The organism is Neptunicella sp. (assembly GCF_048268085.1).
In the GTDB taxonomy this organism is placed as follows: Bacteria; Pseudomonadota; Gammaproteobacteria; order Enterobacterales; family Alteromonadaceae; genus Neptunicella.
Genome location: NZ_JBLWWF010000015.1, coordinates 23,935 through 49,336, shown reverse-complemented (window position 1 = coordinate 49,336; position 25,402 = coordinate 23,935). Strand labels below are relative to the sequence as shown.

Sequence of the window (25,402 nt, the reverse complement as noted above, 5' to 3'; positions counted from 1 at the left end):
CCTTAAAACACTTTTGTTGCACAATCACCAACTTTTATTGATTAGCACCAACATCGATAAATCGCGGTATAAAATTAACGCAATTTTCATTTCCACTCACTCCAAGAATAATGTCACGCACTGTTAAATGTGTCCCATTACAGATGGTTGAAACTCGCATTCTAAAAAGGTTTAGGTATAATCCGCCTCCAAATTTTAAGAGGGTCATTATGTTATTTTCTCCCGGTCAACGTTGGTTAAGCGATACAGAAACTGATTTAGGTTTAGGCACAGTCATTGATGTAAATCATCGACAGGTGACTATTTTATTCCCCGCGACCGGCGAAACCCGAGTTTACGCCACACAAACGGCCCCCTTGACCCGCCTGGCTTTAGAAGCCAATGAGATGGTCACCAGCCATGAATGCTGGCAAATGCGGATTGACAAAGTCACCGAAAAACAAGGCCAGTTAACCTATCATGGGGTGCGTCAGGATACCCAACAAAGTGCCGCGTTAATTGAAACTTTTGTCGATCATAAAATGCAATTGAATCAACCGCATAAACGACTTCTGAATGGACAATTTGATAGTCCCAAATGGTTTGATTTACGCTATGAATGCTGGCAACAGCAGTATCAACACCTTACTTCGCCGTTATTGGGTTTTGTGGGCGCACGAGTAGATTTAATTCCCCATCAGTTGCACATTGCCCGTCAGGTGGGCCAGCGTTACGCTCCACGTGTTTTGTTAGCCGACGAAGTAGGATTAGGTAAAACCATTGAAGCGGCATTAATCATTCATCAGCAATTACTCAGTGGCCGTGCCAGCCGAGTGTTAATTGTGGTGCCTTCCAGCTTGGTCCATCAATGGTTAGTAGAAATGTTACGTCGGGTCAATTTGGCCTTTGCCATTTTTGATGCCGAACGCTGTCAGTCCTTGGCTGAGGAAGGCGGTAATCCATTTGAATCTGAACAATTAGTCCTGTGCAGTCTGGATTTATTAACTGAAAACGAAGATTATCTGCAACAAGCCCAAGCTTGTGATTGGGATTTAATGGTGGTCGATGAGGCTCATCACTTGCAATGGTCGCCTGAAGAAGCGTCGATTGAGTATCAAGCTATTGAGCAGCTGGCGCAGCAAACCAAAGGGGTATTATTACTCACCGCCACGCCAGAACAACTAGGCCATCACAGTCATTTTGCCCGATTACGTTTACTTGATGCCGACCGTTTTCATGATTACCAGCAATTCGTCGAACAAGAACAACATTATGCTGAACTAGCCGATGCGATTGCCCCCCTATTGGATAGACAGGCGCCAGACGGACAGGCCTTAAACAGCCAGCAAAAAAATGCAATTGCGCCATTTATGCGTAGCGAGCCACAACTTTTAGAACAGCTTGACGCCAGTAATAGCGAACAATGCAATCGTCTCATTGCTCACCTGCTCGATTGCCACGGCACCGGCCGTTTACTGTTTCGTAATGCCCGCTCTGGCATTAGCGGTTTTCCGGTTCGGCAGCTTAATTGTTACCCGCTCGGTTTGCCCACACAATATGCTGAATTAGCCACTCAACAAAACCTCAGTTTATTAGTCGCGCCAGAGCGTCATGGGGATATGGTGGAAAGCTGGGTGGAGTTTGATCCTCGGGTAGCGTGGTTTATCGACCAACTTAAAGAGCATAAAGGCAAAAAGATCCTGACAATTTGTGCCAGCGCAGGGACTGCCTTAGCGCTTTCAGAAGCGGTGCGTATCCAGTCCGGTATCCGTTCATCCGTCTTTCATGAAGGCATGAGCATCGTTGAACGAGATAAAGCCGCTGCCTATTTCGCTCAACAGGAAGACGGTGCACAAGTGCTAATTTGTAGCGAAATTGGTAGTGAAGGACGTAACTTCCAGTTTGCCCATCATTTGGTGCTATTTGATTTGCCATTGGTTCCGGATTTACTGGAACAACGCATTGGCCGACTGGACCGGATCGGTCAGCAAGCCGACATTCAAATTCATGTTCCATATTTTGAGCACTCTGCACAGCAAGTATTACTCGACTGGTATCATCAGGGGTTGGATGCGTTTGAGCATACCTGCCCCACTGGCAACGCTGTTTATCAGCAAGTAAAAACTCAACTGCAAGCTGCCATGCTGACACCGCAAGATGAGGCCCTAAGCTTTGCATTGATTAACCAAACCGCCGCTTTGCATCGAGAGTTTAAGTTACAACTTGAACAGGGGCGGGATAAATTGCTGGAACTCAACTCCTCCGGCAAAGGCAGTATTGATACGTTTATTGATACCATTTATCAATCAGATCAATCGGTTAATTTAGAAAAGTTCATGACTTACTTGTTTGACACCATCGGTGTAGTGCAAGAAGAAAATGACGAAAGCAGTTATCTATTGCGTCCTTCAGAAGCCATGCATCACAGTCTGCCGGGGCTGGATGAAGAAGGTACGATGGTTACGTATGAACGCCAAGCGGCGCTACAGTTTGAGCAATTACAGTTTTTAAGCTGGGATCACCCCATGGTGCAACATGCTCAGGACACCGTATTAACCGATGTTAAAGGTAAAGCCAGCATTGCACTTTACAAAGATCCAGACATTCCGGTCGGTTTTTTCTGGTTAGAAGCGGTATTTATTTTATCTGCCAAAGCCCCTAAGCAATTGCAATTACAACGTTTTCTGCCTCCTACACCGATTCGTATTTGCGTGGATCCTAAGGGGCAACAAACGCAGCATAGTTTTGATTACCTCAATAAAGTCAATCGTAAAATCGCAAATCAACTGATTAGTGCACTCAGTGATAAAGTTGAGTTGGGGCTGGATCAACTTGAGCAGATAGCCCAACAGCAAGGGGAACAACAAAGGCAGCAAAGTTTGCAACGTATGGAATCCTTATTAGGCGAAGAACTACAGCGTTTGCGCACGTTACAAAGCGTCAACCCCAGTATTCGGGATGAAGAAATAGAACATTTATCCATGCAAATGCAACAATTGGCCAAGATAATTGACCATGCCGAAGTAGAGTTTGAAGCATTACGACTGGTGGTAAACACTCACTAATGGCCTTACTTAATTACCAGCCTCCAATGGAACCTTATCTCAATATTGTCTATCAAGATGAGGATATTCTGATATTGGATAAACCCAGTGGCTTGTTGAGTGTGCCGGGTAAAGCCGCTGAACATCAGGATTGTTTACAATATAGAGTGCAGCGCGTATTTCCCACTGCTACCATTGTGCATCGTTTGGATATGGCGACTTCAGGTATCATGGTCATGGCGATGAATAAAGCGGCTCATCGCCACTTGTCCAGACAGTTTGAAACTCGCCAAACCAGCAAAGTCTATTATGCCCGGGTCTTCGGTCAACCAGCACAAGATAGTGGCATGGTGGACTTGCCATTGATTTGTGACTGGCCCAACCGCCCCAAACAGATGGTGGATCATGAACGTGGCAAGCCCTCACAAACCTTGTGGAAAGTGGTTAGTGTCACTGCGCATTCATCGTTGTTGGAGCTGACTCCGATTACCGGTCGATCTCATCAACTGCGCGTGCATATGCTCAGTTTAGGACACCCTATTTTGGGTGATCGCTTATATGCTCATCCTGAAGCTTTGAGCATGGCCGAACGTTTACAATTACATGCCCAACAATTAACCATTCATCATCCTGTAAGCGAAAAAACAATGATTTTTTGCACTCCATGTCCTTTTGATTAAACTCACCAGCATAAAACGTCGATTAATACTCAACTTAGTCCTCCCATTTCCGATAAAGGAATATGCAAATAAAATCGCCATCATTTACCCATCTACTTGCTCTGCTAAGCATTTTAGCCAGCATGATCGTCCGCGCGGAAATAGCACCTGAAAGTCAATATTTGCTCGATGCACAACGTGAATATCCCAATCAGGATTTAGACCTGTTAAATGCAGGTGAATTGCAGTTTGCAGTGGTTAAGCATATGGCCGACACTCCGTCAGTAAAGGGGGTGGCTGTTATCGTTAGTGACCTGAGCCAGTCTCCGGATAGGAGCCTGTTGGGATTAAGCCAAAAACTCAATGCAGTGGGATGGATCACCTTGATCCTCGCGGCCCCGGAAACTCAAATATTAGATAATTTCCCCAATAGCGAACTCACCGAAGATCAACGACAAAATGTCATTCAATTAATTAATACTGGTGCTTTTATTAATCAAACCACATTTGATCAAGTCGAACAGCATTTGCAACAACAAATGCAAAGTGTCATGGCAAACGCCAAGCAATATCCTGGCTTTAAACTCGTTGTTGCGCGAGGAACGGCTGCTGCATGGTTAGCCAAAATGTACTCAGAAGAAAGTCTGCAAAGACCTGACGGACTCGTGGCTCTCGGTCCCTACTGGCCTCAAGCGACACTTAATAATCAGGTTGGCAACTATCTTGCCAGTAGTGGTACCGCCGTATTGGATGTGTTCTCACAACATGACAACAATTGGATAAAAAGTACCAACAAAGAACGCAGAATTGCTGCCGGAAAAGCGTTTAAAGTCCACTATCGGCAACGCGAAATTGCGGGACTGGCGACAGGAGCTCGCCAACAATATGCTTATGTGGCTGGCGAAATAATTGGCTGGGTAAAGTCAATGGGCTGGTGATAACCGGCAATATTCTATATATTTATGTAAGCGCTTTTATTTAAAAACCACTTTAATTTCTTCAATTACAAATTGATACCTTTCAGTTCGGCGCAGATCAGCGACAAATTAATTATGCCAGCTATACTACAAAAATGAGTCAGTCATGTTACAGGCTCTTGATAAATTTGCCGGAGACAAATGTACCCTAACTCAATAATCAAGTGAGAATGACAAGTTGTGACAGTCAAAAATTTTATTAACCTTAAAGCCAGTCAATTGGCTTACTTTGTTAGAGCCTTTTGGGAGCAACGCATTCCCTACACTGAACTTGACCTGTATTTTTGGGATACGTTAGAGGAATGGATGCAGGTTAAACCCAATCCCGATAGCCCCTACAGCCAAAAAGAAAGAGTGTTTTGGCATGTCCTGCATCAAACACATTATTGGTCAGCACAAAAATTAATGCAGGATCCTTATCTGCGCAGCGAGTTGGAAACCTGTCTGGATTATCTGGAAGGTGAAGGGCAATACCCGCTGGACTGTGTCGGCATCCGCCCCTAATTCATTATCGGCTTATACCGCAAACGGATATTTAATCGCTTCATGATATTGATATCCCTCAAGCTTGAAATCATCAGTAGTTACCCATGTCTCAATATCGTTCAACGACTTGATATCGGGATTAATAGTTAGCCGGGGTGAAGGGAAAGGCTTTCTTTTTAGCTGAACATCGCGCATTAATTCAAGCTGATTTTCATAAATATGTGCATTAACTATTTTGTGGTATGCCTTACCCGCTTTATGCCCGGTAATTTGCGCCATCAATGCTAATAACACAAACACTTGAATTTGATTGAAATTTAATCCCAACGGTACATCACAGGAGCGTTGATAGCTGGTCAAATACAGCGTATCACCCAATAACGAAAATGTGTGGGTATGCATACAAGGGCGTAAACAGCCTAATTCAAACTCTCCTGGATTGTAAAAGGTAACGATTTCCCCCCGATCATCAATTCCTCTGGACAGGTTATCCACCACCTTTTTTAACTGGTCAAGATGAGAGCCGTCCGGCTTTTGCCATGCTCGCCCCTGCACACCATACACTCGCCCCATATCATCTTCACCTTGACGATTGGGGTTATTCAGCCATGCTTCATTTTCATTGGCATTGGCATTCCAGGTATTGCAGCCTATCGCCCGAAATTGCTCGGCACTATTGTAACCGCGCAAATAACCTAACAACTCTGCGATAGCTGCTTTGTAATAACTTTTACGCGTAGTAATTAACGGAAACTGATTATTAGCCACATCGTATTCCAGATCCGCGTTAATAACCGTGAGGCAACGGTAACCGGTGCGTTTATTCTCAACCCAATGGCCAGTATCAATAATACGTTGGCACAGTGCTAAATATTGTTTCACGCTTGCTCCTTGTGACTGATAACAGGGGCTTTACGCAATAATAAAAACAGACCAAACAAAATCATTGGTACCGATAACATCTGTCCTTGAGTCAGAATGTTGTCGTAGATCCCTTGCATTTGTACATCTGGCTCACGGAAAAATTCAATAAAGACTCTAAAACATCCGTAAGCTAATAAAAATAATCCAGCAACCGCCCCTTTCTTGCGTGGTTTAGATGAAAACCACCACAACAAACTAAATAGCACGACACCTTCAAGTAAAAATTCATACAACTGCGAGGGATGGCGTGGCAGTGGCCCTGCATTGGGGAAGATAATTGCCCAGGGCACATCGGTAGTACGGCCCCATAACTCGGCATTAATAAAATTACCAATTCGCCCAGCGCCGAGGCCAATCGGAATTAGCGGTGCAATAAAGTCTGCGACTTGAAAAAAAGGCGCTTTTATCTTGCGGGCATAGAGTGCCATGGCCGTGATAACACCAAGTAATCCACCATGAAAAGACATGCCACCAGTCCAAATCTTAAATAGATAGATTGGATCTTCAATAAAATGACTGAACTGATAAAACAGCACATAACCAATTCTACCTCCCAATATCACCCCTAAAAATCCATAGAACAATAAATCACTCAATTGTTCTTCCGTCCAGGGTGTGGTCGATAAACGTTTTTTGGCCAAAAACCAGGCGGCAACAAATCCCACCAAATACATTAATCCGTACCATCTAAGGCTAATAGGCCCAAGCTCAACGATAATCGGATCAATCGCAGGAAATGTCATATAGTGTTGCATAGCAGAATTACCCCAATATCATCCGTATTCCTATGATTAACAGAAATACAGCAAAGAATTTTTTTAATTTTTTAGTTGGTAGCTTATAGGCTAATTTAACTCCTATTCTGGCGGTAAAAACCGAAGTAGAAGCAATTGCCAATGTTGCTGGAAGATAGATATAACCTAATGACCAAGCGGGTAAATCAGGATGCCCCAAGCCGTGCACAATATACCCTAGAGAACCAAATATTGCGATGACAAAACCACTTAATGCTGCACAGCCTATCGCGGCAGTCATATTGACCTGATACCACACCAATGAAGGCACTAAAATAGCCCCGCCACCAATCCCCATAATGGCTGAAATAATCCCTGTTACTCCACCGATCGCAACTAATTTAGATGGGGTGTGGGTTGATGAAGATTGCTTATGCGCATAAAACGCCATTTGCAGCGCAATGACTAACACCACAACGCCAAAGCTGTTTTTTAACCATACGGCAGGTAAATGGGTGGTCACGGTCGCGCCAAGTAAAGCTCCAACAGCAATACCAATACTAACCCACAACATAATATTACGTTTAACTTGCCCCATGCGGTAATGGGCTAAGGCGGAAGACGATGCGGTAAGAATAATGGTAGATAAGGACGTGGCTATCGCCATTGGCATCAGCACCGCTTGTGAAATACTCAAATATTGCGGTAACAGGTAGATCAATGCTGGCACAATAAGCAATCCCCCACCAATCCCTAACAATCCAGCCAGCACACCGACGACAGAACCCAGTAACGCGCAAAGGATAAACAAATTAATTAAACTGTCCAACATCACTTCAATTTCATTATTAACATACTCTGGTTGAGGTTACTTGCCGGCTCTAACCAGTCCACCTAAACCTAGCGTTTCTAGTTTGAGGTTAAGTGCTTCTCGCACTTCCTGTGGTGTTGACATATTTAACACTTCTTCGAGCAAGGCTTCAGCCTCTGATGTGCCAATTGAACGAATCACCCACTTGACCTTCAACAAATTGTGCCGGTTCATACTCAAATTGCGATATCCCATTCCAAGCAATAACAATGCTCCTCCGGGCTCACCTGCCATTTCGCCACATAATGTCACCGGTTTATTTAATTGATTCGCTTGATCAATAATAAATTTAAGTGCCCTTAATACCGCTGGATGATAACTGTCATATAAATCGGACACACGCGGATTGTTTCTATCAACTGCCAATAAATACTGGGTTAAGTCATTACTCCCTATCGAGAAAAAATCGACACGACTAGCCAGTTGCGGGATTTGATAAAGCACCGCGGGTACTTCTAGCATCACGCCAATTTGTGGCATCGATAACACTTCACCGGACAAATGTGATTCTTCTGACACCTCAAAAAACGCCTGTCGAATAAGACGTAAAGCTTCGTCCACTTCATTTACCGACGTAATCATTGGCAGCATGATCTTAAGATTGCTCAAACCAAGACTGGCCTTGAGCATCGCGCGCACCTGCACCAGGAATATTTCGGGATGATCCAGTGTTAAACGGATCCCTCGCCAGCCCAAAAATGGATTTTCTTCATTGATGGGTAAATAAGGTAATGGTTTATCCCCTCCCACATCCAATGTTCGCATGGTGATTTTTTTACTGGTATCCACCATTAACATGCTGCGGTAAAGTTCAATTTGCTCTTTTTCAGAAGGAAAGCGTTCACGCATCATGAATGGTACTTCGGTACGGTACAATCCTACACCGTCATCATCTGAACTATGGGTATTTTCCAGCTCAACCGATAAGCCGGCATTAATCAACAGCTTTACCTCACATGCATCTTTACTGACACAGGGTAAGTCTGACAATCCTTGTAAATGCTCAAATAACTCTAATTCTTCATTGGCTAGTTGTTGATATTCGGCCAGAATATTGGCTTCAGGTGAAACAATAATCTCGCCAGAATAACCATCCAATATTAAGTGCTGATCACTCAACATTGAAACGGGTACATCAGTTAACCCCATTACCGACGGTAACCCCATCGCTCTGGCCATGATAGCGGCATGGGAGTTTTGAGAACCTCGCATCGATACAATCCCAATCAGCGATTGAGGTGGGTATTCTGCCAACATTGAGGCCGATATTTCTTCGGCAATAAGAATAGTGCGCTCGGGTAAACGTTGCTCTGACTCTTGTGATTGCAACATTTGTCCCAGAATTTTATTACCCAAATCTTCCACATCAACAGCTCGTTCTCGCATATAGCTGTCGTTCATGTTCTGGAAAGTTTGAACATATTGTTCTACCACCATTTTCAAGCCAGAAATGGCACTCCAGCCAGCATCAATTTTCTGCTCAACTTCGTGCCCTAGACTATTGGCATCAAGCAAGTGCAAATACATATCGAAAATAGCATGAACATCTTCGGGCAACGTACTTTGCATCCGATCGGACATATCCTGCACTTCAAGCCGAGTCATGGCCACCGCGTCACGGTAAAGAGCCCGTTCTTCAGCTGGATTATTTACCTGTTTTAACGCCTGATTGGCAAGTGTACTGATACGATTGGCGACATAACCGGTGCCAATTGCAATGCCTTCTGAACCTGGCACCCCATGCAGAGTCGATTGCCATTTATTACGTTGAGTTGCATCGCTTAAGTCCAAAGCTCCACGAGCCTGTGCATGAACTATTTCAAGTGCGATTTGAGCAGCAAGAGTAACTAAAAAGGCTTCTTCCTCTTCACTGAAATGGCGACGTTCTATTTGTTGTAAGGTAATAACACCAAGCACTTTGCGCTGATGAATGATGGGTGTCCCCATAAAGGCATGATACTTTTCTTCTTTTACCTCGGGATAATGTTTAAAACGGGGGTGAGCGCGGGCATCATCAATATTAATCGGTTCTTCACGTTGACCAATCAGTCCAATAAGGCCTTCCGAAAAGCCTATTGTCACTTTGCCAATAGCGCTTTTAGACAAGCCTTCTGTCGCTTTTAAATGAAAATTCTGTTGTTCATAGTTGGCTAAATAAATTGAACAGCAATCTGCGTTAGTCGCCTGCTTAAGACGTAACGCAAGAAGCGACAGGGCATCATCAAAATCGATGACCTGATTCACTTCCTGTACGATACGTTTCAAGGTCGTTAACATGAGCTTTTGCGTCGTCTCTTTGAGTTACCGGAATGTTGTCGAGTCCGATTCTGGGCTGGCATGGCAAAAGCGGAAAACTCTTTCATTACCCGTCGATAAACATCTCGCTTAAAAGACACCACATTACGCACGGGATACCAATAACTGACCCAACGCCACCCATCAAATTCAGGATGATTAGTATGCAACACATCCACATCTTCATCGGCACATTTTAACTGCAACAAAAACCAGCGTTGCTTTTGGCCAATACAAACAGGATTGGAGCCTTTGCGGATTAAACGTTTAGGTAATTTATATCTGACCCAGTTCTTGCTAACAGCAAGAATATCGACATCTTCTGGTTTTAGTCCGACTTCCTCATTCAGTTCACGAAACATGGTTTGTTCTGCAGTTTCACCTTGATCAATTCCGCCTTGTGGAAACTGCCATGAATGTTGTCCATAGCGCTTTGCCCAAAAAACCTGTCCTTGGCGATTACAAATTACTATCCCAACATTCGCGCGGAATCCTTCAGCATCAATCACTTAGACTCCAGGGCACTCAATTTTCTTTGTTCATCATTGTTCCACAGAACGGGAACCCTTTCCAGCGAGAATTAGCACCTAAAATGTAACTAGCAATCACAAGCGGGTTTATCGATAATGACCACCTAATTAACTTGGGGAAAACATGTTAAGTAAATTATCATTCCACGCCTGGTCACGCCTATATATGCTGCTCGCGGCTAGTTATCTTGTCGGTCTAATCTGGTTACCTTACCCCTTCGCTTTTTTGCATAAGGCGAGCCCCATTCTGATATTAGCAGCATGGGGGTATGTGACCATGACCGGTATTGGCAGAATATTATTAGTGTCCGCTGTCTTGTTTTCTGCCTGTGGTGATATATTGCTGGCCTTACCGCTGGCCAACGGTTTTATGTATGGCTTAGGCGCGTTTTTAATCGCCCATCTATTTTATCTGGGCAATTTTTCACGTTATTTTGCGTGGCGACATCATTTACTACCGCTGGTTTTACTATTACTAATTAGTGTCGCCGTGTTGTTAAATAAGCTACTCCCCATGTTAGGGGATTTAACCATTCCAGTATTACTCTACATATCAGTTATCACCTTGATGGCACTGATGGCGATATGCGCCATTGCAGATAATACCCCCACTAACCATAAGCTACTCATTGCAGGGGCCGGCAGTTTTGTCATTTCCGACGGTTTAATTGCGTGGAACAAATTTATTTCAGTATTACCCTATGAAAGTTTACTGGTAATGGGCAGCTATTATTTAGCCCAATGGTGCATTGTGAAGGCTTGCATCACGATGTCTTTGAAACAAAGGGAAACTGCACGTTTTGCAACCGCCCATTAATCCGCCCCATTCAGTTGACGAATTATTACAGCGAGCCCAACAATTGGCCGGTCTCAGTTTGGGTGATTTGGCGACAATGGCTAATATTCAAGTGCCGGACAATTTTCGCCGCCATAAAGGCTGGAGTGGACAATTACTGGAGTTATGGCTGGGAGCCGAAGCAGGCTCCAAACCTGAACAGGATTTTCCTGAATTAGGGGTAGAACTTAAAACCATTCCTATTGATCAACAAGGCCAACCACTCGAAACCACTTATGTGTGTTACGCCCATCTAACCGGAATTAACGGCATGAATTGGGAGCAAAGTAATATTCGCAACAAGTTGTCTCAAGTACTCTGGGTGCCAATTGAAGGTTGTCGAGATATTCCTCCTCATCAACGACGAGTAGGCTATGCCTTTTTATGGCATCCCAACGCCATCCAGTTACGACAATTACAACAAGATTGGGAAGAATTGATGGAAATGATTGCCTTAGGCAAAATAGACACTATCACTGCCCGACATGGCGAAGTACTGCAATTACGTCCCAAAGCGGCTAATGGAAAAGCCCTAACCGATGCAATAGGTGTAAATGGCAGCTTCATTAAAACCCGTCCACGGGGCTTTTATCTTAAGAAAAACTTTACCGCCGAGATCCTGAACAACCTGTTTTCCGGTTAATGTGAAAATCGTTTGATCTATGTTTGAGTTATGTCACTATGCGCGCCCATCCAATACTCATTTAGCTTTATAAACTTAGGTTTAGATGTGGATTTATTATGAAAACTCAAATTGCCTTTGCATTCGATTCTTCTCAAGCAGCAAATCGTTTTTTAAATGCGTTGCGCTCATCGCCAATTGATCATCTTCAGGCCAAGCTATTTAATACGCCTGAGAAAATACTCGTCTCATATTCCTATGCTGATACGGGCTTTGATCGCACCGCCAGTGATTTGGACGATCTTGCATCCCGCTACGCAGGCCATGAGATTTCAATTCGTTAGGTCATCAAAATCTCACGGTCATGATGTTAATCAGCGTTATTGATGCCCTGCCAGTTCTTTTAAAATAACCGACCAATGATCGAGCCCATCATAAAAAGCCTTGATAGGTAATCGCTCATTTAAACCGTGGGCATACATTTCATCAGGATCCATAAAAATACTGGAAATTCCCCATGTGGGCACGCCTTTAGCCCGAAAATGCATTCCGTCAGTCCCACCAGATTCCATATAGCCCATCACGGCAACATCAGGATAACGTTGATGCACGGCATGACTGACGGCACGCATGACATCATCACGCAGTTCTGAAATAGGACTCTCGACGGGCGCCCCCATCACCTCAAATTGAATATTGTCGTTAGCCACGACTTGTTGCAGCGCTTTTTCTACTTCATTGACACTGACGCCGGGAAAAATTCGGCAATTAACCACAACACTGACCGACTGGGGCAAGGCATTTTCGGCATGGCCACCACTAATCATGGTAGGGACACATGTTGTGCGGGTTGTCCCAATATAGGAGGATTCCTGAGCTAATCGATCAGAGGCCGCTTTATTTTGCGGATCCTCGGCAAATTGCAACATTGCTTGACCTAACTCCCCACCTAATTGCTGTCCGGTGGTACGAAAAAAATTGAGCGTCATATCACTAAACATGACCGGAAACTGGTATTGTTGAATGTTGGTTAACGCGTTAGCCAAATCGTAAATCGCATTATCCGGCCGCGGTCGCGAACTATGCCCACCTCGGTTAGTCGCAGTTAAAGTAAAGCTTACGTAGGTCTTTTCTGCCGCTTGCACCAAGTAGGCCAGTGGCTTACCGTCCTTAGTCAAGTCACCACCACCGGCATCAGAATTAAGGGCATATTCAGCATTAATCAAACCCAGTTCCGGTTGCACGAGTTGCCGCGTGGTCAACATACCGGTTTCTTCATCACCAGAAAAAGCAATAATCAGATCGCGGCTAGGGACAAAACCTTCATTTTTAAGGCGAATAAACGTAGAGCTGAGCATCGTGACCCCCAGCTTATTATCAATACTGCCTCGACCATAAAAATATTTGTCATCCTGAGTTAATTCAAAGGGAGGTCTCTGCCAGTCTTTATCTAAGGCTTCGACTACATCCATGTGTCCCAGCAATAAAATCGGCCTTTTACCCGCGGAACCGTCACCACGGTAATACACCACCAACGCTGCGGTTTCACCATTAGGTAAAATATGAATATCTTCTTCAGGAAAACCCGCCAGACGAAACTCAGAAGCTAAATAAGCAGCCAATTTGGGGACATTTCCTCGCCCAGCAACAGTAGGAATAGCAATTATATGCCGATATATTTCAAGTGCTTTTTTAGCATGTACCGTTTGGGGAACATCGGCAGATTGGGCAATAAACGAAACAACCGATAACAATGCCAAGACAACATATTTTTTCATGATCGACTCACTTATAGATAGTGGAACGATTAATATGATTACCGTGCGTTACTGCCAATAAGGCTGAATAGTCAAAGCCGCATGCCGACTCTGTTCCATTACATCCAAAACGCGCTGCACTTTATCCATACTCCATTCCAACAATTCATGTTTTTGTTCTACATCACTGTGTTTTAGTTCGGTTTGTAAGGTTTGAATAATATACAACTCTTCAATACCATCAAGAATATCCAACCAAGGTGCACGAAATTGTTCACGCCCTGATGCAGAGAACATATCGGCCAAAAACACCCCGTTGAACAATACATCCCGCAAACTGGATTCGGTACGTTGATACTGCTCCATACTAAACGGTTCATCACCTGCCATTAGCTCACTTACCTGTTGCAAGCTTTCAGTTAATGAGTCGCGCGCAAAATCTTCTATAGGTCTTTGCCATTGCTCACCGGCTAACCGCCAAGGTTTATTTAAGATAATTTGGTTCAACACTAATTGTATGCTGATAGTCGATGTTGAACGGATCAAGGTATCCGGTTGATGACTGATAAGAATCCCTTGTGACCGCCCGTCCAGATAACTTAATAAGTCTGCACTTTTATCTAGTTTTTTGCGAAATGCACCACGTTCAGAACGTAACACGCGCAACGCGTTAAGTTCTTCAACCCATGACCACTGCTGAATCAGCTGAGCTAATTGTGCCGACAAACGATCAAACTGCGGTAACGTCAGCACGGAATGATAAATATTCAATAAACGATTGAGCATTCTTAATCCAGTCAAAATACCATCTAATGCCTGCTCGTCTTCATTGGCTAAATAACATTGCTCATGATGTTGCCACCATTGCAAAACATAGCTGACCGCTTTGATAAACGCGTTTTCAAGATTATCCTGCTCATCCAGTTTAACGCAGCCAGATTGCTCCAATGGGGACAATTCTTGTCCTTTGGCTAGCATATATCCCCGAGCAGCCTTACTCTGAATTCCAAAACGGAATGGCAAAAATTCGGTTAATTGCTGAGCCAGTTCAAATAAACGATTGGGATCCCCTTGTTTGAGTTCCAATTCGATTTCACAAATAGGTAGACTGTGTTCTTGTGCTTCAATTTGTCCTGCATCGAACACCATCTCAACCTGATCACCATTACTGAAATCAATTAAATAAGCGTTGCGCTCAAAGACAGTGGTAAAAATAATCTGAATCTGTTGTTGAAGTTTTTCAATATCGGTTTGCTCAGGCCAAATCTGTGGATCAAATAAACTCAAGTCCGGATTATTACCTGTAATATCAACATTATATTCCGGTCTTTGATGTAATCCTCCCACCGAAGAACCGGCAGTTTTGATGGTTTGTTCGTAACAACCATCACGTCCACGCACCCGCAACCCCATATCCATGTTACGGAAATCATTATCCGCAGTGTCGTAATAACAATTGAATAAATTAAAACAGGATCGCGCCACTTGGGCATTTAAAGAGGGAAAAAATTGGTCTTCGAGAATAGTGTTTGCATCAGCGGGAACTAATAATTTTAGTTCTATTTCTGTGTCCATGCTTGATTTTAATACATTTTTAACGATGAAAAGCACACCTTACCCTGATGCTAGACAACGCGCAATGACTATTCGATGATGCACAAGGTTTAACCAGCGGTGAACACAGACAATAATTTTATCGATTATTCCCCTACAATATCGTCTAAGACTCTGTATTATAAAAATATCGAGGATGAGCACTGTGGTTAGACTTGCCTTTCGGTATCGCTCGCCCTACCATCTGATTTAATTCAAACGAGGTCAAAAATTCAATATGCTAAGCAGAGTTATCATTCTGATGATGTGTCTAACGAGTAGTGTCGCATTGGCACTACAAACAGAACCATCCAATACCACTTCAAATGAACCCAGTGACGACAGCACTGACGTACGCTATATCCGCGATAACCTAACTGTTTTTATGCATGCCGGTCCCGGCCGCGAATTTCGTATTCTTGGCACTATAGAAGCGGGAACAAAAATTACCCTGTTAGAACAAAATCGGGAAAAAGGCTTTGTTGAAATCATCGACGATAAACAACGCACTGGCTGGATTGAAGATCAGAATGTAGTTAACCAACGGAGTATGCGAGAGATATTGCCTGAACTGCGTGAAAAATTAAGCCAAAATAATGATGAACTGACACGCGCTGAGCAGTTGAATCAAGAACTAAACCAGCAGATTGCTGAATTATCATTGAGTAATAAGCAACTCCAACAGCGTTATGACACGTTAAACGATACCTATACCTTATTGCGCGAACAAAAAGACGATCAAGATCAGTCTTCGCAAAAGGAATGGTTTACCCGGGGTGGAATGATAGCGTTAGCCGGTATTATTTTGGGTGTCATTATGACCTATATTCCCAAAAGAAAACGTCGCAGCGATAACTGGATGTAATAATCTTCTGCCCGGCTCTGTGCCGGGTGTTGATGTTATTTTTAACCGGCCTTTTTCCCAGTAAAGCACATACTACATATCGACCATTATACGACTGGAAAATCCCACTACGACTGATTAGTCTAGTGATATTATTTTCAACGGAGTTCGTTATGCTTTCTGCAGATACTATCGTCACATTTGGCTTAGCGGCATTACTATTGAGTTTGTCTCCCGGCCCCTCGAATCTATACATCATGGCACGCAGCATCAATCAAGGTAGAAAAGCTGGGATTTCAGCTGCTGCCGGCCTTGCTGTAGGCTCTTTTATTTATGTTATTGCGACCGCGCTGGGCATCGCTACACTTTTTAAATATTCTCCTGTCGCCTATACCTTAATAAAACTCGCCGGGGCCGGATATTTAATTTTTTTAGGCATCACATATTTACGTTCATCCACGCATACTGCTGACTCGGTCACAACTGATTCACCTCTTGGTTTTAAGCCCCTTTTTAGACAAAGTATTATTGTTGAATTAACCAATCCTAAAACTGCCTTGTTTTTTATTGCCTTCCTACCTCAGTTTGTTACAACCGATGCGGGATCCGTTACAACCCAGTTAATTCAATTGGGTGTGCTCTATGCGCTAATCGCGTTATGCTGTGATTTAATGGTCGCCATATTAAGCGGAGCGTTGGGGAATTGGTTGTCACAACATCCAATGTTTAGCTATTGGCAGGATAAAGTATCAGGCTCGATTTTAGTCAGTTTAGGCAGTTATCTCGGTCTGGAAGAAATACTCGGGCACACCAAAAGTTAATCGCGGGCGTCTATATTATTCATCAATCATTGCATGTTGACTCAGGAGTAATCAGGTGAATTTACTGGCTAAATTTTTAAAAGTACTCAATTCTGAGGCTAGTCCTTGGCAAATTGCCATTGCTATTACCTTGGGCATGGTTATTGGACTCACACCATTACTGCGTTTGCACAATATGATTATTTTATTTGTTGTATTATTCCTGCGCATTAATCTGGCCAGCTTTTTGGCTAGTTTTGTCCTTTTCTCCGGCATCGCCTGGTTATTTGATCCCTTAATGAACAGCGTAGGTGAAGAGGTATTAACGGCAGCAAGTTGGCAAGATACCTGGATCACGTTATTTAACTCAAGCCTGGGGCAGCTAAGTCAATTCAATCACACCTTAACCATGGGTGGATTTTTGGTGAGCCTTTTACTATCACCCATCGTGCTTTTCCTGAGCCGCCATATTGTAGTGCAATATCGACAACGCATTATGGCATGGGTCAATAAGCTTAAAATTATGCAAGCCTTTAAAGCCAGTAAGCTGTATCAACTGTATCTAACTATCGGAGGCTAAGATGAGTAAAATAATTCGTTGGCAGGGATTAGTCGCTTTTATTGTGATCATTGGCCTCATACTGGCAATTACACTGATTTTTCTCGATAACTGGATAAAAATGGCAATCGAAGGCAGCGCCTCAACAGCTACCGGCGCGGAAGTCAATGTAGGTAGTGTCAGCCACCGCTTTTCGCCACTAGGATTAACCGTTAATAATATTCAGCTGACCGACCCGGAAAAACCAACCCAAAATAGTGTACAACTTGCGTCAATTAGTGCTGATATTGAGTTGATGCCATTGTTGATGAATAAGATCATTATTGATCAACTGACTGCCACTGGAGTCAAATTTAATCAACCAAGAGAAAACGCAGGAGAAGTTTATCGTCAGCCAGAACAATCCATCGTCGACCAGGCATTACCTGACGCTACCACGCTGCCCAGCGTTGATGATATTTTGGCTAAATCCCCTCTTAAAACAACACAAGCGATTGAGCAGGCCCAACTCGCCTATCAACAACACCGCGAAACATTGCAACAACACTATGCCAATTTACCCGATAAAGCGGTATTAAAAGATTATCAAACCCGCATAAAGACGCTAACCGACACCGATTATAAAGATCCAGTACAGTTAGCCAACGCGAAGAAAAAGTTCGATCAAATCAAAGCTGAATTAAAACAACATCAACAACAGGTCAAGGCGTTTAAAGATGAAGTTGTTAAGGCAAAATCGGATCTAACTCCCAAGTTGGCGGCATTAAAAGCCGCGCCAGGGCAAGATTATGATTTACTCAAAGGCTTAGTCGCCGGAGATGCCGCTGCATACAGTGATGTCACTCAAGCGGTCTTCGGTGAGCAGGCGAAACAATGGAGTGAAACCTTATTTGCCGCCTATGATCTTGTTGCTCCAATGTTGGCCAGTGAGAAACAGCAACAACAAGAACATCAACGCACTGATGGACGCTGGATTGAATTTACGGATACTCAACCGTTACCGGATTTTTTAATCCGAACTGCCGATATTTCAATTAGTTGGCAACAACAAGACTTTACCTCACAGTGGCAAAATATCACCAACGACCATGATAAATTAGGTCAGCCAACCACCTTTAAAGTAGATTCAGCCAATACCCCGCTGTGGCAATCTTTAGTTATAAACGGTGATTTCTGGTTGGCTACATCCGGCATAAAAGCCAATCAGGATTGGGCGTTGCAAGGAGTTAAACTTAATTCGTTAACGCTGGCCGAAAAAGGCAAATTAACCAGCACGCTAACCAGCGCAGTGCTGGCTAGTAGCGGTAAACTAAGTATTAAAGATAATGTGTTAGATGGGATGGGCAGTATCAATCTGGCTGATCTGGTGATTACCTCTGAAGGCGAAAACAAACTAACCAAAATAATCGCCGACAGCCTGCGTCAACTCAATAATCTAAAAATGAATGCCAAAATTGACGGCAATATTAACGCTCCCAATTTTGCACTAGACTCTGATTTGGATAACCAGATAGCGAAATCACTTACCGCGAATGTCAGTGGTAAAGCCAAACAAAAGTTGGATGAACTGCAACAAAAACTCGACGCCAAGGCTAATGGTCCATTAGCGCAAAGTAATAGCCAATTAAACCAATTATTGGATTGGGAAAAACTGGCCGACGGCAACTTAAACGGTATTGAGGAAATGCTTGGCTCGCAGCTCAATAATGTGGTGGACAAGAAAAAACAACAATTGAAAGACAAACTAAAAGATAAACTGTTTGGCCAATAGCGCGACAAAAAATAGGCCAATCATGGAAATTATATCCAGCGAATCAACTTGCCGAGGTTCGTATAAAACATGCATATTTTCAGCAATACAGCATAAAATTATTTGACAACTGATGGCTAAGAAGGCAAACTTCGCGCCTTCAATTTTGACTAGAATTTTTTGGGAGTTCTACCTTGGCTAACATCAAGTCTGCTAAGAAACGTGCGATTCAAGCCGAAAAGCGTCGCCAGCACAATGCAAGTCGTCGTTCAATGATGCGTACTTACCTTAAAAAGGTACTTGCTGCTATCAAAGCCGGTGATAAAGCAACTGCACAAGAAGCATTTTCTTCTGTGCAAGCGATTCTTGACCGCTATGCAACCAAAGGTTTGATCCATAAGAACAAAGCTGCTCGTCATAAGAGTCGTTTGTCTGCTCAGATCAAAGCTATTGGCTAAGCATCATCATGTTTCACAAAAAAGCGTCTCCGGACGCTTTTTTTGTGCCTGTCAAAAGTCAAGGAATAGCCTCAGAGGTTAGGGTAAGATTGGGATCTTTCCACACATTCACTGCGCCATTATCCAGATAAATATCCATATTGAAGGTATCTTTATAATATTTAATCCATCGTTGGGTTAACCGAACAAAGGCTTTGTCATGTTTAAACGCTTCTGCGGCGTTATGCCAATCGGCCACAGTTTGTGGATCAGTACCACTTTTTGACATGGCAATATAAGTCGTCACCACTTTATAGATAAACACATTTTCAATTTGATCACATCCCGGTTTATTTTCCGGGCATAAATAATTAATCCCCGATGAAGAAAAGAAAATAGCATTTACCCGACCTTTAAGTAACGCCCCGACAACCTGCTGCCAAGTATTGTAAAGCATAATCTCAGTTGCCCCGGCCTCACGCAGCACAGTTTCACGGGCATCGCCTCTTAACACACCTATGGAACCAATATTGCCAACCGATTCAATATCGTCTAGGCGAATATGCTGTTGTTTTAATGCATACAATCCATGGATCCCCCGAGCGATGGGCGTGATCCAGTGAAACAGGTTTTCACGTTCTGGTGTTCTGGCAACCGTCAATGCTACGACGTTTTTTTCATTACTTAAGGTTTTAACCAATCTGGCCCAAGGATAATTAAACACCGGAAAATCGGTATTAAGCTTGCCTTGAATCCCCTTGGCCAAATCCACCGCAAATCCATCAATTTGGTGTTCATCATTAATAAAAGTAAAAGGCATTTCTGGAGTAGCAAGAATCCGCATTGCTTGAGGAGCTGCATAAACCGGAAGCATAAACCAACAAAATACCAATATTATGCTACTTCTCATAATACCTACTCAAACCAAGCTCTCTCCTGCTGATAATAATGTCTGCCTACACGATTAAGACATTTATTGAAATGGCCGCTCATTTTAGCATCAACACGCACTAGACGAAGCTAAAATCTGATAAATCCTGGTAAAAAATCAACAAAGTTCACTGAATGCCTCAAGAATCATTTGCCTCTGAACTCACAAGCGGCATAATTAACCTCATCATAAAATCAAATCGGATCGTAACGAGGCATATTGAGATGAAGTGGTTAACCGCAATCTTATTAATACTGCTCTGCAGTTTGCAGTATCGTTTATGGTTCGGTAAAAACAGTATTCTTGATTATCGCCAGATGAAACAGGAAGTTGATCAACAAATCTTGCAAAATGCCAATATGAAGCAACGTAACAGTCTGCTAAAAGCCGATATTCATGATCTGAAAATCGGCTTGGAAGCTATCGAAGAAAGGGCTCGTAACGAATTAGGCTTAATTAAGCAGGATGAAACCTTTTACCGCATACTTCCCAGCGAGCAGAATTATTAAGATGCCCTATTATGCTGCGGTGGTTCCCGCTGCCGGTGTCGGTAAAAGAATGCAAGCAGACCGCCCTAAACAGTATTTGCAAATTGGCGGAAAAACGATTCTTGAACACAGTATCGAACGTTTAATTGAACATCCGCAAATCAACCAAATTATCGTCGCGATTGATCAACACGATCCTTATTTCGAGGATTTACCCATCGCCAGCGCAGACTGGTTAGTCAGAGTCGATGGCGGCAAAGAACGAGCTGATTCAGTGTTGGCCGGCTTAAAAGCAATCACCGATGCACAATGGGTGCTGGTCCATGATGCTGCCCGCCCCTGTTTGCAACGCAATGATTTGGATAAATTACTTTCTTTGGCACAAGGTTCTATTGGTGGGCTATTGGCTTCACCGGTACGCGACACGATGAAACGCAGCGATGCACAAAAAAACGTATTACGTACCGAGTCTCGCGTTGACTTATGGCATGCGTTAACACCACAATTTTTTCCCTATCATCAGTTATTTGAGGCATTGCAACAAGGGCTTGCCGAAGGTCTAAATATTACTGATGAAGCCTCTGCTATCGAAGCATTTGGTGGCCAAGTCAAACTAGTTGAGGGCAGTGCGACCAATTTAAAGGTAACCCACCCAGATGATTTACAATTAGCCGAGTTTTATCTGGATAACATTCAAAGGATTTATCAGTGACAATACGTATTGGCCACGGTTTTGACGTACATAAATTTGGCGGCGAAGGCCCAATCATGTTAGGGGGAGTATCTATTGAACATGAGATGGGACTTCTTGCCCACTCCGATGGTGACGTCGTTTTACACGCAGTTTGTGATGCCCTACTCGGCGCTGTCGCATTAGGAGATATAGGTCATCATTTTCCCGACACTGACAGCGCTTACGCTGGAGCTGATAGTCGCAATTTACTACGTCATGTCTATTCATTAGTGCAAACCAAAGGATTCAAGTTAGGTAATCTGGATGTTACGGTCGTGGCACAAACACCGAAAATGGCGCCCCATATTGATCAAATGCGTCAGCGTATCGCACAAGATTTACAAGCCGATATTGAACAAATAAATGTCAAAGCCACCACCACAGAAAAGTTAGGTTTCACTGGCCGAAAAGAAGGGATCGCCTGTCATGCCGTTACATTACTGGAGAAATTTTGAATAGCCAGGCATTAACACTATCGACCGATCATTGGCTTTATCAGCACGATAAACCACAATCTAGCGGTATCATCAAATCCACTCCTGAAGATTTTCAAGTAACCGAAATTCCGGCCTATTCATTAACTGGCGAAGGCGAACATATTTATTTATGGTTACAAAAACGCGAACTAAACACCGCTTATGTAGCCGAACAGTTGGCTCGTTTTACCGGTTTGCCACTCAGAGCAATCAGCTATGCTGGGCGCAAAGATAAATATGCGTTAACCGAACAGTATATTGCCGTGCACTTACCCGGTAACCACAACCCGGACTGGAACAGCTTTGACTTAGAGGGTGCAAGGATCATCAGTGCCACTCGGCATAATAAAAAATTACGTACCGGCGCATTAAAAGGCAATAAATTCACCTTAACTATTCGCCAACTCAGTCATCCTGAGCAAGTCATTCAACGCCTTTCTCTAATTAAACTCGCAGGGGTTCCCAATTATTACGGTGAACAGCGTTTTGGTAACCAAAATAGTAATCTACATTTGGCTCAAAAGCTGATTCAGGGAGAAAATATCCGCAATCGCAATAAGCGTTCCATATGCATCTCCGCGTTACGCAGCTGGTTATTTAATGAAACCATCAGCCAACGTCTGCAGCACAATTTATATGCTCGCCCGTTAGTCGGTGACGTGATGAAACTGGCTGGTACCAACAGTTTTTTTGTTGCTGAACAGGTTGATGAACAAATTCAGCAACGCTTGCAAAGCGGTGATATACAATTATCGGCACCCCTGTGGGGCATGGGTAAACTGGCCAGTGAAGGGCATGTTGCAGAATTTGAACAATCCATTGCCACGCAATTTGACCTGGTTGCCCGCACCTTGGAAAGCTTAAAACTTGAACAGGAAAGACGGGCGATCAACCTAAAACCAAACAACCTTGAATATCAACTTGATGGAAACACATTAACCTTGAGCTTTGATTTACCTTCAGGTTGTTTCGCGACGTCGATAATAAGAGAACTGATTCAGCTAGAATCGACAAGTCTTCCGCATTCAAACAACAATCAGGTAATGGGATGAAAATTTTACTCAGCAATGATGATGGTGTGCACGCTGAAGGACTGCACGCATTATACCGCGCCTTATCGGAATTTAATGAGGTAACGGTCATCGCTCCCGACAGAAACTGCAGTGGCGCCAGTAATGCCCTGTCCCTCACTAATCCGTTACGAATTACCAAAATGGATAGCGGTTTTTATGCAGTCAATGGCACCCCATCAGATTGCGTTCATTTAGGGTTAAACAGTTTTCTGGATGATGACCCGCAACTCGTTGTATCGGGAATTAACCATGGTGCAAATTTGGGCGATGACGTCATTTATTCCGGTACTGTTGCCGCGGCAACAGAGGGCCGTTATATGGGTTTACCCGCAGTCGCCGTTTCATTGGTAGGCAAGGAAGGAAAACATTTTTCTACCGCCGCTCAGGTAGTCGCGGACATCATCCAGCATTTAATCATTCATCCCCTGCCCGCTGACCAAATTTTAAATATTAATGTACCGGATATGCCTTATTCAGAAATAAAGGGAATACAAGTTACTCGTCAAGGACGCCGACATAGGGCAGAATCTATGATTAAGGATACCGACCCCTTTGGCCGAGAAATATATTGGTATGGGCCAGTAGGACAAGAACAAGATGCCGGCCCTGGTACAGACTTCCACGCTATTGCGAATGGATACTGTTCGGTTACTCCATTATCGGTGGATATGACCGCCTATCAAGGCATGGAAAATTTAAAACAATGGATCACCAAACTTTAACTAATAATAATTTATGAATAACACTCGTCGTACAAGTGCCAGAAGTGGCGATGCCTTAGCGCAATTACTCAGATCAGAAGGAATAACTAACAATAGTGTTTTACAGGCTATTGCCAATATTCCCAGAGAACGCTTTTTACCCGATGCGCTGCAACATAAAGCATATCAGAATACTGCGTTGCCAATTGGACAAGGACAAACCATCTCGCAACCTTATATCGTTGCGCGTATGACTGAGCTATTGCTACAGGCCCCCTGCATTCCTACAAACATACTGGAAATAGGCACCGGTTCCGGTTATCAAACGGCTGTACTAGCTCAATTGTTTGAACGGGTTTACTCAGTTGAACGCATTAAAGCCCTGCAATTTCAGGCCAAACGTCGCATGAATCAGCTGGATCTGCATAACATATCAATGAAGCATGGCGATGGTTGGCAGGGTTGGTCAAGTAAAGCCCCATTTGATGCCATCATTGTCACCGCTGCGGCAGCACATATGCCAGAGCAACTATTACAACAATTAAATGAAGGTGGACGTTTGATTATTCCTGTAGGCGACCAAACCCAACAGCTTCACTGTGTTACCCGTCATGGGGATGAATTTGAATCCGTTATCGTGGAGCCGGTACGATTTGTACCTCTGGTTCCCGGGGCAATTATATGAAGATATTTCAGCTTTGCTACGATAAGGCCCTGAAATGGTCGAGACATAAAAACGCCCCTTATTTTTTAGGAGGAATGAGCGTAGCCGAGTCTGTTATCTTTCCTATTCCGGTGGATGTAATGCTAGCGCCAATGGCGTTGGCGAATCCGGAAAAAGCCTGGCGATTTGCCCTGATTGCCAGTATTGGCTCCGTGTTGGGCGGTATTTTGGGTTATTTTTTGGGCATGTATGCATTTGAAGGACTGCTGCAGCCATGGATTATCGAATTAGGTTATCAAGCACGGCTCGATACGGCGATTGAGTGGTTTAGCCGATATGGCGTCTGGGTGGTATTTTTAGCTGGCTTTTCTCCCATACCCTATAAGGTATTTACTATCAGTGCCGGTTTTTTACAGCTCGCTATTATTCCATTTATATTAGCGTCTTTAGTAGGACGCAGTATGCGATTTTTTCTGGTCGCAGCGCTTATGTTCTGGGGCGGTGCCGATATGGAACATCGCTTACGTCAACATATTGAAACGATTGGTTGGGCCGTAGTGGTTATTATCATTGGCCTGTATTTTTATTTTAGATAGCTTGAGATTTGCTTTAAGTCGCTAGAGGTACACTGATTATCCGG

At 43.6% G+C, this 25,402-nt stretch carries 27 protein-coding genes; 19 read left to right on the top strand and 8 right to left on the bottom strand.

From position 1 onward, the window contains the following. Positions 1-209 precede the first annotated feature (209 nt). The 4 genes from rapA (at position 210) to ACTD55_RS12840 (ending at position 5,163) form a co-directional block, all read left to right on the top strand. Positions 210-3,044 (top strand): RNA polymerase-associated protein RapA, encoded by a 2,835-nt coding sequence (gene rapA, locus ACTD55_RS12855; protein WP_438864738.1) that lies wholly within the window; start codon positions 210-212, stop codon positions 3,042-3,044. Further along, positions 3,044-3,703, top strand: a complete 660-nt coding sequence (gene rluA / locus ACTD55_RS12850) for a bifunctional tRNA pseudouridine(32) synthase/23S rRNA pseudouridine(746) synthase RluA (RefSeq protein WP_438864737.1) — start codon at positions 3,044-3,046, stop codon at positions 3,701-3,703. The genes rapA and rluA overlap by 1 nt, the downstream gene beginning before the upstream one ends. A gap of 62 nt (positions 3,704-3,765) precedes the next feature. Next, positions 3,766-4,620: a DUF3530 family protein gene (locus ACTD55_RS12845; RefSeq protein ID WP_438864736.1), complete on the top strand. Its 855-nt coding sequence runs from the start codon at positions 3,766-3,768 to the stop codon at positions 4,618-4,620. A 219-nt stretch (positions 4,621-4,839) separates the two neighbouring features. Beyond that, positions 4,840-5,163 carry a hypothetical protein gene (locus ACTD55_RS12840; RefSeq protein WP_438864735.1) on the top strand — a complete coding sequence of 108 codons (324 nt, stop codon included), beginning with the start codon at positions 4,840-4,842 and terminating at the stop codon, positions 5,161-5,163. 12 nt (positions 5,164-5,175) lie between these two features. Here ACTD55_RS12840 and ACTD55_RS12835 read toward each other — a convergent pair whose 3' ends face one another. From ACTD55_RS12835 to rppH, 5 genes are read right to left on the bottom strand one after another with little or no spacing between them, the layout of a single operon-like run. Then, positions 5,176-6,027, bottom strand: coding sequence for a thymidylate synthase (locus ACTD55_RS12835; protein ID WP_438864734.1), 852 nt, complete (start codon positions 6,025-6,027; stop codon positions 5,176-5,178). After that, a complete protein-coding gene (lgt, locus tag ACTD55_RS12830) occupies positions 6,024-6,824 on the bottom strand; it encodes a prolipoprotein diacylglyceryl transferase (RefSeq protein WP_438864733.1) in 801 nt (266 codons plus the stop codon). The genes ACTD55_RS12835 and lgt overlap by 4 nt, the downstream gene beginning before the upstream one ends. A 7-nt stretch (positions 6,825-6,831) precedes the next feature. Continuing rightward, positions 6,832-7,632, bottom strand: coding sequence for a sulfite exporter TauE/SafE family protein (locus ACTD55_RS12825; protein ID WP_438864801.1), 801 nt, complete (start codon positions 7,630-7,632; stop codon positions 6,832-6,834). A gap of 39 nt (positions 7,633-7,671) precedes the next feature. After that, positions 7,672-9,951, bottom strand: coding sequence for a phosphoenolpyruvate--protein phosphotransferase (gene ptsP, locus ACTD55_RS12820; RefSeq protein WP_438864732.1), 2,280 nt, complete (start codon positions 9,949-9,951; stop codon positions 7,672-7,674). After that, a complete protein-coding gene (gene rppH / locus ACTD55_RS12815; protein WP_438864731.1) occupies positions 9,945-10,478 on the bottom strand; it encodes an RNA pyrophosphohydrolase in 534 nt (177 codons plus the stop codon). The genes ptsP and rppH overlap by 7 nt, the downstream gene beginning before the upstream one ends. A 145-nt stretch (positions 10,479-10,623) precedes the next feature. On the opposite strand from rppH, the gene ACTD55_RS12810 reads away from it, so the two are divergent. The 3 genes from ACTD55_RS12810 to ACTD55_RS12800 all read left to right on the top strand — a co-directional run bounded on the left by ACTD55_RS12810 (position 10,624) and on the right by ACTD55_RS12800 (position 12,300). Then, positions 10,624-11,316, top strand: a complete 693-nt coding sequence (locus ACTD55_RS12810) for a lysoplasmalogenase (RefSeq protein ID WP_438864730.1) — start codon at positions 10,624-10,626, stop codon at positions 11,314-11,316. Beyond that, on the top strand, positions 11,300-11,977 hold the full coding sequence (gene mutH, locus ACTD55_RS12805) for a DNA mismatch repair endonuclease MutH (protein ID WP_438864729.1): 678 nt from the start codon (positions 11,300-11,302) through the stop codon (positions 11,975-11,977). Before ACTD55_RS12810 ends, mutH begins: the two co-directional genes overlap by 17 nt. Before the next feature lie 98 nt (positions 11,978-12,075). Continuing rightward, entirely contained in the window at positions 12,076-12,300 is a 225-nt protein-coding gene (locus ACTD55_RS12800) for a hypothetical protein (RefSeq protein ID WP_438864728.1), read from the top strand. Between the two features lie 36 nt (positions 12,301-12,336). On the opposite strand, the gene ACTD55_RS12795 is transcribed toward ACTD55_RS12800, so the two are convergent. Both ACTD55_RS12795 and ACTD55_RS12790 read right to left on the bottom strand, forming a co-directional pair. Beyond that, on the bottom strand, positions 12,337-13,734 hold the full coding sequence (locus tag ACTD55_RS12795) for a M20/M25/M40 family metallo-hydrolase (protein ID WP_438864727.1): 1,398 nt from the start codon (positions 13,732-13,734) through the stop codon (positions 12,337-12,339). Positions 13,735-13,782: 48 nt separating this feature from the next. Next, complete coding sequence (locus ACTD55_RS12790; RefSeq protein WP_438864726.1) at positions 13,783-15,288, bottom strand: CYTH and CHAD domain-containing protein; 1,506 nt, start codon at positions 15,286-15,288, stop codon at positions 13,783-13,785. Between the two features lie 256 nt (positions 15,289-15,544). Between ACTD55_RS12790 and ACTD55_RS12785 the strand changes: the two genes are divergently transcribed. From ACTD55_RS12785 to rpsT, 5 genes are all read left to right on the top strand, one after another. Continuing rightward, complete coding sequence (locus ACTD55_RS12785) at positions 15,545-16,171, top strand: TIGR04211 family SH3 domain-containing protein (RefSeq protein ID WP_438864725.1); 627 nt, start codon at positions 15,545-15,547, stop codon at positions 16,169-16,171. Between the two features lie 152 nt (positions 16,172-16,323). Continuing rightward, the gene (locus tag ACTD55_RS12780; RefSeq protein ID WP_438864724.1) at positions 16,324-16,971 is read left to right on the top strand and encodes a LysE family translocator; all 648 of its coding nucleotides are present in this window, start codon (positions 16,324-16,326) and stop codon (positions 16,969-16,971) included. A 55-nt stretch (positions 16,972-17,026) separates the two neighbouring features. Further along, positions 17,027-17,530: a DUF2062 domain-containing protein gene (locus tag ACTD55_RS12775; protein ID WP_438864723.1), complete on the top strand. Its 504-nt coding sequence runs from the start codon at positions 17,027-17,029 to the stop codon at positions 17,528-17,530. A gap of 1 nt (position 17,531) precedes the next feature. Continuing rightward, positions 17,532-19,280, top strand: coding sequence for a TIGR03545 family protein (locus tag ACTD55_RS12770; protein WP_438864722.1), 1,749 nt, complete (start codon positions 17,532-17,534; stop codon positions 19,278-19,280). A 173-nt stretch (positions 19,281-19,453) separates the two neighbouring features. Next, positions 19,454-19,717 (top strand): 30S ribosomal protein S20, encoded by a 264-nt coding sequence (gene rpsT / locus ACTD55_RS12765; protein WP_416307941.1) that lies wholly within the window; start codon positions 19,454-19,456, stop codon positions 19,715-19,717. Positions 19,718-19,775: 58 nt separating this feature from the next. Here the strand turns inward: rpsT and ACTD55_RS12760 are convergent, their stop codons facing one another. Next, positions 19,776-20,606 carry a substrate-binding periplasmic protein gene (locus ACTD55_RS12760; protein WP_438864721.1) on the bottom strand — a complete coding sequence of 277 codons (831 nt, stop codon included), beginning with the start codon at positions 20,604-20,606 and terminating at the stop codon, positions 19,776-19,778. Positions 20,607-20,851: 245 nt separating this feature from the next. Between ACTD55_RS12760 and ftsB the strand changes: the two genes are divergently transcribed. Genes ftsB through ACTD55_RS12725 form a run of 7 tightly spaced genes read left to right on the top strand, consistent with a single transcriptional unit; the run spans position 20,852 to position 25,358 of the window. Continuing rightward, positions 20,852-21,136 carry a cell division protein FtsB gene (ftsB, locus tag ACTD55_RS12755; RefSeq protein ID WP_438864720.1) on the top strand — a complete coding sequence of 95 codons (285 nt, stop codon included), beginning with the start codon at positions 20,852-20,854 and terminating at the stop codon, positions 21,134-21,136. Between the two features lies 1 nt (position 21,137). Continuing rightward, complete coding sequence (ispD, locus tag ACTD55_RS12750) at positions 21,138-21,827, top strand: 2-C-methyl-D-erythritol 4-phosphate cytidylyltransferase (RefSeq protein ID WP_438864719.1); 690 nt, start codon at positions 21,138-21,140, stop codon at positions 21,825-21,827. A gap of 2 nt (positions 21,828-21,829) precedes the next feature. Then, positions 21,830-22,303 carry a 2-C-methyl-D-erythritol 2,4-cyclodiphosphate synthase gene (gene ispF, locus ACTD55_RS12745; protein ID WP_438864800.1) on the top strand — a complete coding sequence of 158 codons (474 nt, stop codon included), beginning with the start codon at positions 21,830-21,832 and terminating at the stop codon, positions 22,301-22,303. Beyond that, on the top strand, positions 22,300-23,376 hold the full coding sequence (truD, locus tag ACTD55_RS12740; RefSeq protein ID WP_438864718.1) for a tRNA pseudouridine(13) synthase TruD: 1,077 nt from the start codon (positions 22,300-22,302) through the stop codon (positions 23,374-23,376). Before ispF ends, truD begins: the two co-directional genes overlap by 4 nt. Further along, positions 23,373-24,119: a 5'/3'-nucleotidase SurE gene (gene surE, locus ACTD55_RS12735; RefSeq protein WP_438864717.1), complete on the top strand. Its 747-nt coding sequence runs from the start codon at positions 23,373-23,375 to the stop codon at positions 24,117-24,119. The genes truD and surE overlap by 4 nt, the downstream gene beginning before the upstream one ends. Before the next feature lie 13 nt (positions 24,120-24,132). Then, a complete protein-coding gene (locus tag ACTD55_RS12730; protein ID WP_438864716.1) occupies positions 24,133-24,783 on the top strand; it encodes a protein-L-isoaspartate(D-aspartate) O-methyltransferase in 651 nt (216 codons plus the stop codon). Then, positions 24,780-25,358, top strand: coding sequence for a YqaA family protein (locus ACTD55_RS12725; protein ID WP_438864715.1), 579 nt, complete (start codon positions 24,780-24,782; stop codon positions 25,356-25,358). Before ACTD55_RS12730 ends, ACTD55_RS12725 begins: the two co-directional genes overlap by 4 nt. Positions 25,359-25,402: the final 44 nt, after the last annotated feature.

Coding starts and splice junctions, on each gene's coding strand:
- ACTD55_RS12760 (WP_438864721.1), bottom strand. CDS start 20,606: ATGAGAAGTAGCATAATATTGGTATTTTGTTGGTTTATGCTTCCGGTT.
- ACTD55_RS12810 (WP_438864730.1), top strand. CDS start 10,624: ATGTTAAGTAAATTATCATTCCACGCCTGGTCACGCCTATATATGCTG.
- ACTD55_RS12800 (WP_438864728.1), top strand. CDS start 12,076: ATGAAAACTCAAATTGCCTTTGCATTCGATTCTTCTCAAGCAGCAAAT.
- ACTD55_RS12725 (WP_438864715.1), top strand. CDS start 24,780: ATGAAGATATTTCAGCTTTGCTACGATAAGGCCCTGAAATGGTCGAGA.
- ACTD55_RS12785 (WP_438864725.1), top strand. CDS start 15,545: ATGCTAAGCAGAGTTATCATTCTGATGATGTGTCTAACGAGTAGTGTC.
- ptsP (WP_438864732.1), bottom strand. CDS start 9,951: ATGTTAACGACCTTGAAACGTATCGTACAGGAAGTGAATCAGGTCATC.
- surE (WP_438864717.1), top strand. CDS start 23,373: ATGAAAATTTTACTCAGCAATGATGATGGTGTGCACGCTGAAGGACTG.
- ACTD55_RS12795 (WP_438864727.1), bottom strand. CDS start 13,734: ATGAAAAAATATGTTGTCTTGGCATTGTTATCGGTTGTTTCGTTTATT.
- lgt (WP_438864733.1), bottom strand. CDS start 6,824: ATGCAACACTATATGACATTTCCTGCGATTGATCCGATTATCGTTGAG.
- ACTD55_RS12730 (WP_438864716.1), top strand. CDS start 24,133: ATGAATAACACTCGTCGTACAAGTGCCAGAAGTGGCGATGCCTTAGCG.
- ACTD55_RS12780 (WP_438864724.1), top strand. CDS start 16,324: ATGCTTTCTGCAGATACTATCGTCACATTTGGCTTAGCGGCATTACTA.
- ispD (WP_438864719.1), top strand. CDS start 21,138: ATGCCCTATTATGCTGCGGTGGTTCCCGCTGCCGGTGTCGGTAAAAGA.
- ACTD55_RS12790 (WP_438864726.1), bottom strand. CDS start 15,288: ATGGACACAGAAATAGAACTAAAATTATTAGTTCCCGCTGATGCAAAC.
- rluA (WP_438864737.1), top strand. CDS start 3,044: ATGGCCTTACTTAATTACCAGCCTCCAATGGAACCTTATCTCAATATT.
- rapA (WP_438864738.1), top strand. CDS start 210: ATGTTATTTTCTCCCGGTCAACGTTGGTTAAGCGATACAGAAACTGAT.
- ftsB (WP_438864720.1), top strand. CDS start 20,852: ATGAAGTGGTTAACCGCAATCTTATTAATACTGCTCTGCAGTTTGCAG.
- ACTD55_RS12845 (WP_438864736.1), top strand. CDS start 3,766: ATGCAAATAAAATCGCCATCATTTACCCATCTACTTGCTCTGCTAAGC.
- ACTD55_RS12770 (WP_438864722.1), top strand. CDS start 17,532: ATGAGTAAAATAATTCGTTGGCAGGGATTAGTCGCTTTTATTGTGATC.